We start from the raw sequence: 13,816 nt of genomic DNA, 5'->3' as shown, positions 1-13,816 counted from the left end.
ACCGTACAGCGGCAGAGTCGGGGCATGCGAAACGTATGTGTGATCGGCGGGAGCCGGTACTTCGGCAGGCACCTGGTGGAGCTGCTGCGCGAGGCGGGCTCGCACGTGACGGTGGTCAACCGGGGCTCGGCCCCCGCACCGCAGGGAGTGGACCGTCTGGTCGCCGACCGCGGCGACGAGCGGCAGCTGCGCGCCGTACTGGGCTCCCGGACCTTCGACGTGGTCATCGACCAGGTGTGCTACACGCCCGAGCAGGCCGCGGTCGCCCGCCGGGTCCTCGCCGGCCGGACCGGCCGCTACGTCATGACCTCGACGGTCGAGGTGTACGACCCGGCGACGACGCAGGCACCCGCCGGTGCCGGCGTCACGCTCCCCGTCACCGAGGACGTGTACGACCCGGTCGGCCGACCCGCCCCCGGCGTCCCGGCCGGCACCGACGAGGCGACGGCGTACGCCGAGGGCAAGCGGCAGGCCGAGAGCATGCTCCTGACCGACCCGGTCTTCCCGACCGCCGTCGTGCGTACCGCCCACGTCCTGGGCGGCGGCCGGGCCGACTTCACCGGACGGCTGGCGCACTACACCGACCGGATCGCTGCCGGAGAGCCGGTCCTGGCCCACCGGCGGGCCCGGCCGACGACGTTCATCCACCACCGGGAGATCGCAGGGTTCCTGCACTGGACGGCCGGAGCGGCGTTCACCGGGCCGGTCAACGCCTGCTCGCACGGCACGCTGACCGTGACCGAGCTCGGCGACCTGGTCGCCGAACGGGCCGGCAGGCCGCCGCGCTACACCCGCGTGGAGGACGGAGCAACCGCGTCCCCGTTCTCGTACGACCGCGCCTACCCGATGGACAACGGGCGGGCGAGCCGACTGGGCTTCTCCTTCAGCCGGGTCACGGACTGGATGCCGCAGGCGATCGACGAAGCCCTTGCCGCGCGCACGGCCGCGGTCCGGGGCGGGGGTGCGCGATGACGGACGAACGCTTCATCGGCGGGGTGCGCGTGTCCGCGGTCGGACTCGGTGCCATGCCGCTGTCCGTGGAAGGCCGCCCCGACCGGCGGCAGGCCCTCGCCACCCTGCACGCCGCGCTGGACGCCGGCGTCACCCTCCTCGACACGGCCGACTCGTACCACTGGCACGCCGACGAGACCGGCCACAACGAGCAACTCATCGCACAGGCCCTGGCCGGGCGTCGCGGCCCGGACCGCGATGCCGTCCTGGTGGCCACCAAGGGGGGCCGCGGCCGGCCCGGCGACGGCTCGTGGACCGTGGACGCCCGCCCCGAACACCTCCGGCGGGCCTGCGAGGCCTCGCTGCACCGCCTCGGCGTGGAGACGATCGGGCTGTACCAGCTCCACAAGCCCGACCCGCAGGTGCCCTGGGCGGAATCCGTCGGCACCCTGCGCGAACTGGCCGAACAAGGCAAGATCCGCGCGGCCGGGATCTCCAACGTCACCGTCGAGCAGCTCGACGAAGCCCGGCTGATCCTGGGCGACCTGCTGGTCTCCGTACAGAACCGGTACTCTCCCGCCGTCCGCGACAGCGAGCCCCAGCTGCGCCGCTGCGCCGAACTCGGCATCGCCTTCCTGCCGTGGAGCCCGCTGGGCGGGATCTCGCGCAGCTCACTCGACGGCCCGTCGGGGCCGACCTCCTCCGGCACGGCCTTCCACGAGGTCGCCGCCGAACACGGGGTCAGCCCGCAGCAGGTGTGCCTGGCCTGGCTGCTGTCCCGGGCACCGGTGGTGATCCCGATCCCCGGCGCCTCCCGCCCGCACACGGCCCGGGACTCGGCGTCCGCCGCCGGGCTGGTGCTGGCCCCGGATCGGCTCGCCCGCCTGGACGCCGCCGCGGAGGCCTGGAGGACCGGGGCGGGCTGACCGGCCGCCGGCCACTCCCGCCGCCCGCCGGACGTCGGCCGCCGCCCGCAGGCCACTCCCGCCGCCCGCAGGCCCTCCGCCACCGGCCGCACGAAAAGGCGAAGCCTCGTCGTGCGGCCGTCGGCTACGGTGGGCACATGGGCAGTTTCCGCTTCTTCCTCTGATTCCCGGGACCGGGAACCCGCCGACCCGCCGACCCGCCGCAGTGCTGATCCAGCGTTCGGGTCGTCGTCGGGGTTCCCGCGACATGTCCCGTGCCCACAGCGGCCGACGCCCCCTCTGCCGGAGCCGGCCGCCCCCATGTCAGGGAAGAACCATGCGCGAACGCGCCCACCACCCCTCGGCCCCCTCGGCCCCCGCGGCCCCCTCGGCCCCCTCGGCCTCCGCGGCCCCCTTGGCCCCCGTGGCCACCTCGACCGTCCCCGCCGACCGGTCCCAGCTCGCCGTCCGTGGCCTCTCCAAGGACCTCGGGCCCCGCCGCGTCCTCGACCGGGTCTCGTTCACCGTCCGCCCCGGCGAGCGGGTCGCCGTCGTCGGCGAGAACGGATCCGGCAAATCCACCCTGATCCGCCTCCTCGTCGGCCTCGACACCCCCGACGAGGGGGAGATCACGCTCCACGCCCCCGGCGGGGTCGCCCACCTCGCCCAGACCTCCGCACTGCCGCCCACGGCCACCGTCCGCGACGCCATCGACGCCGACCTGGCCGACCTGCGCGCCCTGGAACGCGAGCTGCGCCGTGCCGAGCAGACCCTCGCCGGCGCCTCGACCGACGAACTCACCCGCTACGGCGGACTGCTGGAGTCCTTCGCCGAACGCGGCGGGTACGAGGCCGACGCCCGCGTCGCCGCCGCCCTCCACGGCCTCGGCATCGGCGGCATCGACCGGGAGCGGCTCCTCGGCACCCTCTCCGGCGGCGAACGCTCCCGGCTGGCCCTCGCCGGCACGCTCTGCGCGGGCGCCGAACTCCTCCTCCTGGACGAGCCGACGAACCACCTCGACGCCGACGCCGTCGCCTGGCTGCACCGGCGGCTCGCCACCCACCGGGGCACGGTCGTGGTCGTCACGCACGACCGCGCTTTCCTGCGGGAGTACGCCACGACGATCCTGGAGGTCGACGCGGACACCCGCACCGTCCGCCGTTACGGCGACGGCTGGGACGGATGCCGGGCGGCCCGCGCGACCGAACGGCGGCGGCTCGCCCAGGAGCACCGCGAGTGGCAGGAGGAGACGGCCCGCGCCGAGGCCCTCGTCGACGCGGTCGGCACCCGGCTCGCAGGCACCGGCAAGGACCCCCGGCAGGGCTTCGGCAAACACCGGCGCTCCTCGGAGGCCAAACTGTCCGGCCGGGTCCGCGCCGCACGGGCCCGCCTGGACCACCTCCGCACCCACCCGATGCCCCCGCCCCCGACCCCCCTCCGCTTCACCGCCCCCCTGCACCCGCCCGCGCACGAGGCCGTGGAACCGTCACCCTCACCCGTGATCGAGGTCGCCGGGGCGGTGGTCGGCAACCGGCTCCGGGTGCCGGCACTCCGGGTCCCGCCCGGCGGCCGCCTGCTCGTCACGGGCCCGAACGGGGCCGGCAAGACCACCCTCCTCCGCCTGCTAGCCGGCGTCCGCCGGCCCGACGCCGGCCACGTACGGGTCCGCGCCCGCGTCGGCTACCTCCCACAGGAACCGGCCGCCCTGCCCGCCGCCCCCGGGACCACCCTCCTGTCCGCATACGCGGCCGGCCGCCCCGGCCCGGCCGACGACCACGCGGACGAGCTCCTCGCCATGGGCCTCTTCCGCCCGGAGGACCTGCTGACCCCGGCCGCCGGCCTGTCGGCCGGCCAGCGCCGCCGGATCGAACTGGCCCGGCTGGTGTCCCGTCCCACCGACCTGCTCGTCCTGGACGAGCCGACGAACCACATCGCCCCCGCCCTCACCGACGAGTTCCAGGAGGCCCTGACCCGCTACCCCGGCGCGATCGTCCTCGTCACCCACGACCGGATGCTGGTGGACGCCTTCCCGGGCGCCCGCCTCCACCTCGTGTCCGGCCGTCCGGCGAATCCCTGACCGACACACGACGCGGCAGCAGCGGCATCCCTCTCCACGACGAGAACGACGGCCGCCACCAGCTCTGGCACTGACCGCACCCGCCTCGGGGGACTGCCTGAACGGCAGCCCCCCGAGGCGGGACGGCCGCGCCGGGTGACCCGGTGCTCAGAACGTCCAGCGCGTGTGGCTGTACACCCCGCCGTCGCGGCCGAAGCCGTACGCGGTGGTCGGGGCCACCGCGAACACCATCGCCTTCCCTTGCCGGAACGCGTCCCCGATCCCGTGGAAGGTGCCCTCGGGCGAGGTGATGTGCGCCCCGTACTTCGTCTCGTACGCCGCGATCACCTCCTCCAGCACCGCCGGATCGGCAATCGGATGCGCCTTGCCCTCGACGACGAGGTCGAGCCCTTCGGTGAGCGAGTTCCCGCCGGTGGTCAGCGCGCAGTGCGTGTCATGGGCGAGGTTCTTCGCCTTCTGCTCTGCCGGGCCGGTGGAGAAGTACAGCACCCCGTCGTGCCAGGCGGCGATCACGGGCGTGACGTGCAGCCTGCCGTCGGGCCGCACCGTGGACACCCAGAAGATCTCGGCGGTCTCCAGCTGCCGCTGGGCCTCGGCCCACTCGGTGGCGGTGACGTCCTCGGCCCCCGGGCGGGGGTTGAGTGCCGAACTGTAGCGGGCGTCGAGCTCGGTCGTGGGCTGCTGTGCGGATGGGTTTGCGGGCATGGTGGATCTCCTTTCGGGTGTCCTCCGTAACGAGCGGCGGCCCGGACCGGGATCACCGGCGCGCCCGTTCGTGGGTCCGCTCGCCCATCGCGCGTCTTGAGTCTTCTCTCTGTTCTCTGTCTGTTCTCTGTCTTTCGGCAGAGGGGCGGATCGGCCGTGAGGCGCATGCCGGTGCCCCGTTTGGTATCGATACTGGTCAGCGTGTTGCGTACCGCTCCGTTCCGTCGTCGTCTCGTCCGTGTCCATCCGCCCGCCGGGTCCCCCGGCCGGGCCGTGCGCGCGATGGCGGAGACGGCCGGGGTCGTGCTGGCGGGGCTGGGCGTGTGGGTGGCGGTCGCCGGCCTGGAACTGCTGCCCCACCCGTACGTGCCCGTGCCGGCGCTGGCGGCCGGCGCCGTGCTCTTCCCGCTGCGCCGCCGCTTCCCCGCGGCCGTGCTCCTCGCCCTCGCCGCGCTGACGGGGCTCGCGTTCTGCGTCGGGCCGGTCGCGGCCGCGACCGCGTACTCGGTGGCGCGGCGGACGGTCGAGGCACGGCGCCGTGCCCGGCTGCCGGCAGCCGCGGCCGCTCTGGTCGTGGCGGCCGCGACCGTGGCCGCGCCCTGGCTCGGTCCGGGGCAGGTGTCGTACGGACTCGCGCTCGGCCTCATCCTCACACCGACCGCCGTGATCGTCCCCGGCCTGGTCGGCACCGCCTACGGGCAGCAGCGCCGCCTCGTACAGGCGCTGCGCGAGCGCGGAGACGCCGCCGAACGGGCCCGCCGGCTCGCCGACAGCGAGGCCCGCATCCACGAACGCGCCCGTATCGCCGCCGAGATGCACGACATGGTGGGACACCGGCTCAGCCTCATCTCGCTGCACGCGGGCGGGCTGGAGCTGGCCCTCGAACGGGCCGACCCCGAGCTGCGCGAGGAAGCCGTCCTGGTACGGCGGACCACCAGGGACGCGATGCGGGAGCTGCGCCAGGCCCTCGGGGTGCTCGGGCCGCTGGGCCGCGACACCGGGCCCGAGGCGCTCACCGACGCGACCGGGACCCGCGCCGACATCGAGGCCCTGGTGGCCGGGTCCCGGAACGGCGGGATCGCCGTACGGCTCGACTGGATCGGGCCGGACCTCGACGCACGGCCGGCTCGGGTGCGCCGGGCGGTGCACCGGCTGGTCCGGGAGTCCCTGACCAACGTGCACCGCTACGCGAGCGCCGCCCACGTCACGGTGACGGTGGTGCACGGCGACGAGACCGTGCAGGTCACCGTCCGCAACGGCGCCCCGCCCGTGCCCCCTGCCCCCGCCGCCCCCGAGGGCACCGGCCGCGGGCTCACGGGGCTCGGGGAGCGGGTCGGGCTGCTGGGCGGGACGTTCGACGCGGGCCCGCTGCCGACCGGCGGCTTCCGCGTGCATGCGGCCGTGCCCGCCGAGCCCGGCGACACCCCCGCGACCGGCCGGCCGGGCGGCACCGGAGAGCGGGGAGCGGACCGCCTGCCCGTCACGGATGCCGCGGACGTCGCGGACGTCGCGGACGTCGCGGACGTCGCGGAGGCCGAGGGCGCCGAGGGCGCCGAGGGCGCCGAGGGCGCCGGGGGCGCCGAGGGCGCCGGGGGCGCCGAGGGCGCCGGGGGCGCCGGGGGTGGCCATGGCCGGGTCGTGCAGGTGCTGACGCCCGCCCTCGGGCTGGTGGTGCTGAGCGTGCTCATGGTCCTCGGGACCATGTTCGTGTACGCCACCGCGCCGCGGGCGGAGTTCGCCGGTCCGCGCCCGCTGCCGCGCGTCGGCATGACGTACGGCGACGTGGCGGGGCTGGGCGTCCTGGACAATGCTGCGGTCCGGGCCGCCGCCACCGGGCACGAGCCGCCGCGGCCCGCCGCCGCGGCCGGCTGCATCTACCCGTTCAACGGCGGCACCGAGTCCCGCCCCGGCACCCTGCGGGTCGCCCGCTACTGCTTCGACGCCGCGCAGCGGCTCATCGCCATCGACCGTTTCACCGTCCCGTCGGTCCGGGACGCCGCACCCTGGGAGACCCGTTGACCGAGCCCGACCGGCCCGCCCGGCCCGCCCTGTCCGACCGGCCCGTCCGCGTCCTGCTCGCCGACGACGAAACGATGATCCGGCACGGCGTACGCCTGATCCTGCGGCATGCCGACGGCATCGACGTCGTCGCCGAGGCCCGGGACGGGCAGCAGGCCGTCGAGCTGGCCGCGGCACACCACCCCGACGTGGTGCTGCTGGACATCCGCATGCCCGTGTGCGACGGGCTGGCCGCGATCGCCCCGCTGCTCGCCCTCGATCCCGCGCCGCGCGTCGTCATGCTGACCACCTTCGGCGACGACGACAACGTCGTCCGGGCGCTACGCGAGGGCGCCGCCGGTTTCCTGCTGAAGGACGAAGGGCCCCAGGAGCTGATCAGCGCGGTCCGCGCGGCCGCCGCCGGCGATGCCGTGCTCTCCCCGGGCGTCACCGGGGCGGTGATCTCCCGCATGCTGCGCTCCGGCGGCGCGGACCATGCGGGCGGTGCGCCCGCGGACGAGCGGATCGCGCGGCTCACCGGCCGGGAGCGGGAGGTCCTGGCGATGCTCGGCGAGGGGCTGTCGAACCAGGACATCGCCGCGCGGATGGGCATCGGGATCGGCACGGTGAAGACCCATGTCGGTGCCATCCTCGACAAGACCGGTTCGACCAGCCGGGTGCAGGCGGCGCTGCTGGCCCACCGGACCGGCCTGGCCACCTGACGGGCCCTCGGCGGGATCCGCCCGGCCGCGGTCTTCCTCTTCCCTTCGGCAGAGGAAGACCGCGTGCCGCCGTCCTTTCGGCAGAGCTCAACTACGTTCTCCGGAACGATGTTTGCACAGCCCATGGCCGTGACGATGGATGCATCCCAGGCCCCCGGAACTCCTCGCGGGCCGTCGCACGCCCCAGCGGAGCACCCATGTCGCAGACGTCCCCTTCCCCCGGTTCCGGTTCCCCCTCCACACGGCTCGCGGAGCCGGCCGCCCGCGCGTCCGGCCTGACCAAGACGTACGGGAAGGACGAGACCCGGGTCACCGCCCTGGACGCGGTGACGGTGGAGTTCGCGCGGGGCAGGTTCACCGCGGTCATGGGCCCCTCCGGCTCCGGCAAGTCCACGCTGATGCACTGCATGGCCGGCCTCGACCCGGTCACCGCGGGATCGGCCCGGATCGGCGGTGTCGAGCTGTCCGCCCTGAACGACCGGCAGCTCACCCGGCTGCGGCGGGAGAAGGTCGGCTTCGTCTTCCAGGGCTTCAACCTCCTCCCCACCCTCACCGCGCTCGAGAACATCATCCTGCCCCTGCGGCTGGCCGGCCGGCAGCCCGACACCGCATGGCTGGACGCCGTCGTCGCCACCGTCGGCCTCGCGGGCCGCCTCGCCCACCGCCCCGCCCAGCTCTCCGGCGGCCAGCAGCAGCGCGTCGCCGTGGCCCGGGCCCTGGCCTCCCGCCCGGAGATCGTGTTCGCCGACGAGCCGACCGGCAACCTCGACTCCCGCTCCGGCGCCGAAGTCCTCGGCTTCCTGCGCGACTCGGTACGGGAACTGGGCCAGACCGTGGTGATGGTCACCCACGACCCGGTGGCCGCCTCCTACGCCGACCGCGTGGTGTTCCTCGCCGACGGCCGCCTCGTGGACGAACTGCACGAGCCGACCTCCGGCGCCGTCCTGGACCGGATGCTCGCCTTCGAAGCCCAGGGCCGCGCGCACTGACCGCGTACCGCCCTCGGCCGCTGCCCGTCCCCTCCCCGTCCCGCACCCCTCGAAAGCCCACCATGCTGCGAACAGCCCTGCGCAACGTCCTCGCGCACAAGGCCCGCCTGGCCATGACCGTCCTCGCGGTCTGTCTCGGAGTCGCGTTCATCTCCGGCTCGCTCGTCTTCGCCGATTCCACCACCGCCGCCTACCGCGCCTCCCTCTCGAAGAGCCACGCCGGCATCGCGGTCACCGTCGACCCGAAATACCCGCCGGGCACCCCCGCGGGCGAACGGACCACCGCCCTCGACGACGCGCTCGTGGCCCGGCTGGCCGCCGTACCCGGTGTCACCGCGGCCCGCCCGACCGTCGACGGCTCGGTCACGCTGGCCGCCAAGGACGGCTCCCCGATGCGCGCCGACAACGCGATGGGCAAACTGGCCGCCGCGTACGTCCCCGGCCCCGACGGCAAGGACGGCCGCCACCCGCTGACCGCCGGCCGCGCCCCGCGCGCCGACGGCGAGGTGGCCCTGGACCGCGGCACGGCAGCGGCCGGCGCGTACGCCCTCGGCGACACCGTCACCCTGGCCGCCGACGGCCCCGTCCTGCGGATGCGGCTGGTCGGCACCGTCTCCACCGACGACACCCGGGTCACGTCCGGCGGCACCCTCGCGGTGTTCGACAAGGCCACCGCGCAGCGGCTGTTCGCCACTCCGGGCGGCTACACCGGCATCGACCTGTCCGCCGCGCCCGGCACCGACCCGTCCGACCTCGCCCGGCGCATCGGCACGCTGCTGCCGGCCGACCGCGCCGAGGCGACCACCGCGGCCGCGAAGGCCGGCCAGCAGCAGGTCTTCATCGACACCAAGACCCGCAGCCACTCCCGGCTGCCCCTGGTCTTCGCCGCGGTCTCGCTCTTCATCGGCTCATTCCTCATCATCAACACCTTCACCATGCTCGTCACCCGCCGCTCCCGGGAGATCGCACTGCTCCGGGCCGTCGGCGCCACCCGCCGCCAGGTCGTCGGCTCCGTCCTCGCCGAGGCGGCCCTCGTCGGCCTGCTCGCCTCCGTGCTCGGCTTCGCCCTCGGGCTCGGCGTCGCCACCGTCCTGCCCGGCCTGCTCGGCACCGCGGACGACCTGCTGCCGCAGGGCCCGCTGGTGATCGGCCCCGCCCCGGTGCTCGCCTCCCTCGCCGTCGGCGTCGGCGTCACCGTCCTCGCCGCCTGGCTGCCGTCCCGGCGCGCGGCCGGGATCGCCCCCGTCGAGGCGATGCGCACCGCCGAGCAGCCCCCGTCCGCGGCGCTGTCCCGGATCCGGGGCGCGGCCGGCACCGCCGTACTCCTCACCGGCGTCGGCCTGCTGGTCTCGCTGAGCGACGCGAAGGACGCCTCGGACGCGAACCTGCGGACCGCGATGCTCGGCTGCGGCATCCTCGTGACCGGCCTGATCCTGCTGGCCCCGCTGCTCGCGGGCCCGGTCATCCGCCTCCTGGGCCGGGGCGCCTCCCGGCTCGGCGTCGCCGGCGACCTCGCGAAGGACAACGCCCTGCGGGACCCCCGCCGCACCGCCGCCACCGCCGTCGCCCTGATGATCAGCACCGCGCTGGTCTCCGGACTGGCCGTCATCGACCACTCCTCCAGCCGGGCCCTGGATTCCCAGGCAGCCGCCGGCCTCAGCGCCGACTACGTCATCAGCACCCGCAACACCACCACCGCCGTCGACCCCGCCGCCCTGCAGCGCCTCGCCGCGATCCCCGGCGTCGCCGCCGCCTCCGCCGTCGCGGACTCCACCTTCTCCACCGGCGCGTTCGCCCGGCAGGTCTCCGGGGTCGACCCGAAGACCGTGGGGGAGGTCATGAGGCTGCGGTTTACCAGCGGCTCCGCCACCGGCATCGGCCCGGGCCGGATCGCGGTGTCCGACAGCTTCGCCCGCGAGAACCGCATCACCGCCGGCGACCGGGTCGACGCGAGCATCGGCCCCGGCCCCGGCCCCGGTGGCGGCGACCGCGGCCGCTCCTACACCGTCGTCGGCATCTACCGGGACAACCCCACCGCCCGGGACGTCCTCGCCTGGCGCGGCGACGTCCAGCAGAACAGCCACCTGCGCGACTCCGTCCAGCGTGTCCTCGTACGCACCAAGGACGCCGCCACCTCCGCGGACCTGGAGAAGCAGCTGCGCGGCGCCGTCGACAACAGCCCGCTGCTGAAGGTCCAGAGCCGCGACCGGCTCGTCCGCGAACAGGCGGGCGTCGCCGGCGAACTGATCACCATGGTCTTCGGACTGCTCGCCCTCGGCGTGGTGATCTCCGCACTCGGCATGGTCAACACGCTCGCCATGTCGGTCGCCGAACGCACCCGCGAGATCGGCGTCCTGCGCGCCATCGGCATGGACCGCGCCGGCATCCGCCGCATGATCCGCCTCGAATCCCTCGCCGTCGCCGCCTACGGCACCCTGCTGGGCCTGGCCGGCGGCCTGTTCGGGGCCTGGAAGGTGAGCGGCCTGGCCAACGGAGCCATCCCCCAGTACACCTTCACCCTCCCCTGGGGCACCCTCGCCCTCGTCGTCACCCTCTCCCTCGCCGTGGGCGCCGCCGCGGCAGCCCTCCCCGCCCGCCGCGCCGCCGCCCTCAGCCCCCTCCAAGCCGTCGCCATCGCCTAATGGGACTTGCCGGGTCGTAGAGACTCGGTGCCGTAGCCGCCAGCAGGTGAGCACTTCCATCGCCGGAGCCACTGCGAGTTCTGGGGGCAGACCGTGCCCCTGCTGGTCGGCCGGGAGGCCAGACCGCTGATGGGGTGGCGTGCCCGCCGGGCAGTGGGGCGTGAGCACTGGATCCATTAGGCCGCGTGCCGCGCCTTCCGCAGGCTGCATGGTGACGTACTTGACCAGGAGGACGAGTTGCTGCTGATCGGCGATGACTGGGCCGAAGACCACCACGACGTCGAGATCCGGGACGAGACCGGCCGGAAGCTGGCCACCGCGAAGCTGTCAGAGGGTGTGGAGGGCATTGCGAAGCTGCACGAACTCGTCGCCCGGCACGGCGGCGAGGGTCTGGACGCGGCCGGTGTCGTGGTCGGGATCGAGACCGACCGCGGCTCGTGGGTGCAGGCCCTGATCGCCTCCGGCTACTCCGGCACGGGTGCGCCGTACGGCGCCACCGGCACGGCCGGTCAGGCCACGTGGTCGGCGATCAGGTCGGCGAAGGCCTCCGGCGTGAGGACCTCCACGCCGAGTTCGGCGGCCTTGACCGCCTTCGAGCTCGGCTTGCCGCTCGCCGACGGCGCGGAGACCAGGAGGGACGTCTTGGAGTTGACGCTGCTGCCCGCGCGCCCGCCGGCCTTCTCGATCAGCGCGTTCATCTCCGACCGGCCGAGCCCCTCCAGGGGGCCGGCCATCTTTCCGGTGACCACGACGACCTTGCCGTCCAGCGGCCCGGCGCCCTGCGCCGCCGACGGCTCCTCGGGCTCGGCCATGGTGACGCCCGCCGCGATCAGCTTGTCGATGACCGGGGCGAGGGCGGCGACCTGCTCGACGATGACCGGGGCCTTCTCCGGGCCGATCCCCTCCACGTCCTGCATCGCGGCCGCGTCGGCCTCGCGGATCGCGTCCATCGTGCCGAAGTGGCGGGCTATGCGGCGGGACATGCTGCGCCCGGTGCCGAGCACGCCCAGTGCGCAGAAGACGCGGCTGAGGGGACGGGCCTTGGCGGCGGTGATCTGTTCGGCGAGCTTGGCACCCCGCTTGGCGCTGCCGGACGCGTCGGTGAGCTGGTCGACGGTGAGGGTGAAGAGGTCGGCGACGTCGGTGACGGCGCCGGATTCGACCAGGGAGGCCACGTACGTCTTGCCGAGGCCGTCGATGTCGAGCATCTCGCGCCCGGCGGCGTACTCGATCAGTGCGGGCAGCGCGCACGAGGTGCCCTTGGCGCAGCGCCACCGCTCCTGGGCCTTGCTGATCTCGCCGCCGCAGCGGGGGCACGCCTCGGGCAGCGGCACCTGCGCCGCCCCGGCCGGGCGCAGCCGCACCACGGCCGCCTGGACGCGCGGGATGATGTCGCCGGCCTTGTACACGGTCACGGTGTCGCCGAGGTGGAGGTCGCGGCGGCGGATGTCGGCGGGGTTGTGGAGGGTGGCGCGGGTGACGGTGGTGCCGTCGATCTCGACGGGGGCGAGGATCGCGGTCGGGGCGAGGACCCCGGTCCGGCCGACCTCCCACACCACGTCCTGCAGCACCGTCTGCCGTTCGACCGCGGGCAGCTTGAACGCGATGGCCCAGTACGGGAACCGGGAGCCGAGCCCGGTCGTTTCCTGCTCGGCGGTGTCGTTCAGCTTGACGACGACGCCGTCGATGCCGACCGGCAGGTCCGCGCGCATGGCGGCGATCGCGTCGACCTGCCGCTGCGCCTCCGCGAGGCCGGCGACGACGCGCAGCCCGGCGGGGGAGTCCGCGGTCGTCTGCACCCCGGCGGCGGCCACGGCGGCCAGGGCCTCGGCGTGCGTGCCCCCGCCGGGCAGGAACGTTTCGCCGTCCAGCTCGACCGCCCCGTACGCCCAGAACGTCATCCGCAGCCGGTACGGCCGGTCCTTCGCCCGCAGCGTGCCCGCCGCGCCGTTGCGCGGGTTGGCGAAGACCTGCGCGCCGTGGGCGGTGCGGACCTCGTTCGCCGTCTCGAACTGCTCCTGGGTGAAGGCCACCTCGCCGCGGACCTCGACCGTGGCCGCCCCGGCCAGCTGCTCGGGGAGCCCGTCGATCTGGCCGATGACATGGCTGACGTCCTCGCCGTGGCTGCCGTCGCCGCGGGTGATGATCTGCACGAGCCGTCCGCCCCGGTACCGGGCGGCCACGGCCGCGCCGTCGATCTTCGGCTCGACGGTGAACCCGCCCTCCGGGGCCCGGCCCAGCCGGCGCTGGACGGAAGCACCCCAGGCCACCAGGCCCTCGGCGTCGAAGACGTTGTCCAGGCTCAGCAGGCGGGTGGTGTGCGCGACGTCCCCGGCCGGGGCCGCGCCGTCGGCGACGAGGCCGGTGGGGGAGTCCGCGGCGACCTCCGCCGGGTTCTCCTCCTCCCAGGCGAGGACGGCCAGCCGGAGCCGGTCGTACGTGGCGTCGTCCAGGGCACTGTCGCCGTCGCCGTAGTACGCCTGCGAAGCCTCCCGCAGGCGCCGGAGCGCGGCCTCGTACTCGGTGCGGTCGGACATGCGGAACAGCGCCTCATCGGCGGTGAGAATCGTCATGAGGAGATCTTCTCGCGGGGGTCTGACAACGGCCCCGGGCGCAGCGGCCGGCCGGCGCCTGGGCGGTCGGTCGTGCCGCCGGACGACAGTCGCCCTGACCCGGTTGGGGCAGTGGCTGCGCCGTGCGGTCAAAAGGCGCGACCTTTTACCGAGGCCGGCCATTTCCGTCAAGCCACGGGTTCGAGTGGCGTGACCCGTCTCCACCGGTCGGGTTTATTGGAAGTACGCCCTCACCGGGAACCCCCGGAAGAGAA

At 74.8% G+C, this 13,816-nt stretch carries 9 protein-coding genes; 7 read left to right on the top strand and 2 right to left on the bottom strand.

Annotated elements, in window-relative coordinates:
- Window positions 1-24: 24 nt before the first annotated feature.
- From ACIQUT_RS15135 to ACIQUT_RS15125, 3 genes are all read left to right on the top strand, one after another.
- Window positions 25-972: an NAD-dependent epimerase/dehydratase family protein gene (locus ACIQUT_RS15135; protein ID WP_403563202.1), complete on the top strand. Its 948-nt coding sequence runs from the start codon at window positions 25-27 to the stop codon at window positions 970-972.
- Window positions 969-1,877 carry an aldo/keto reductase gene (locus ACIQUT_RS15130; RefSeq protein ID WP_403563200.1) on the top strand — a complete coding sequence of 303 codons (909 nt, stop codon included), beginning with the start codon at window positions 969-971 and terminating at the stop codon, window positions 1,875-1,877. The genes ACIQUT_RS15135 and ACIQUT_RS15130 overlap by 4 nt, the downstream gene beginning before the upstream one ends.
- Before the next feature lie 316 nt (window positions 1,878-2,193).
- Window positions 2,194-3,933, top strand: coding sequence for an ABC-F family ATP-binding cassette domain-containing protein (locus ACIQUT_RS15125; protein WP_403563198.1), 1,740 nt, complete (start codon window positions 2,194-2,196; stop codon window positions 3,931-3,933).
- Window positions 3,934-4,080: 147 nt separating this feature from the next.
- Here the strand turns inward: ACIQUT_RS15125 and ACIQUT_RS15120 are convergent, their stop codons facing one another.
- Window positions 4,081-4,638: a pyridoxamine 5'-phosphate oxidase family protein gene (locus ACIQUT_RS15120; protein WP_403563196.1), complete on the bottom strand. Its 558-nt coding sequence runs from the start codon at window positions 4,636-4,638 to the stop codon at window positions 4,081-4,083.
- 282 nt (window positions 4,639-4,920) lie between these two features.
- Here ACIQUT_RS15120 and ACIQUT_RS15115 point away from each other — a divergent pair, with 282 nt between their 5' ends.
- From ACIQUT_RS15115 to ACIQUT_RS15100, 4 genes are all read left to right on the top strand, one after another.
- Complete coding sequence (locus ACIQUT_RS15115; protein WP_403563666.1) at window positions 4,921-6,657, top strand: sensor histidine kinase; 1,737 nt, start codon at window positions 4,921-4,923, stop codon at window positions 6,655-6,657.
- Window positions 6,654-7,358 (top strand): response regulator, encoded by a 705-nt coding sequence (locus tag ACIQUT_RS15110; RefSeq protein ID WP_403563194.1) that lies wholly within the window; start codon window positions 6,654-6,656, stop codon window positions 7,356-7,358. Before ACIQUT_RS15115 ends, ACIQUT_RS15110 begins: the two co-directional genes overlap by 4 nt.
- Before the next feature lie 197 nt (window positions 7,359-7,555).
- Window positions 7,556-8,347: an ABC transporter ATP-binding protein gene (locus ACIQUT_RS15105; protein WP_403563192.1), complete on the top strand. Its 792-nt coding sequence runs from the start codon at window positions 7,556-7,558 to the stop codon at window positions 8,345-8,347.
- Window positions 8,348-8,409: 62 nt separating this feature from the next.
- Window positions 8,410-10,989, top strand: coding sequence for an ABC transporter permease (locus tag ACIQUT_RS15100; protein WP_403563190.1), 2,580 nt, complete (start codon window positions 8,410-8,412; stop codon window positions 10,987-10,989).
- A 509-nt stretch (window positions 10,990-11,498) separates the two neighbouring features.
- On the opposite strand, the gene ligA is transcribed toward ACIQUT_RS15100, so the two are convergent.
- Window positions 11,499-13,562, bottom strand: a complete 2,064-nt coding sequence (gene ligA / locus ACIQUT_RS15095; protein WP_403563188.1) for an NAD-dependent DNA ligase LigA — start codon at window positions 13,560-13,562, stop codon at window positions 11,499-11,501.
- Window positions 13,563-13,816 lie beyond the last annotated feature (254 nt).

Source organism: Streptomyces sp. NPDC090445 (assembly GCF_044769385.1).
Lineage (GTDB): Bacteria > Actinomycetota > Actinomycetes > Streptomycetales > Streptomycetaceae > Streptomyces.
Note: the sequence above shows the minus strand (reverse complement) of the source record. Positions and strands in the feature narration are given on the sequence as shown.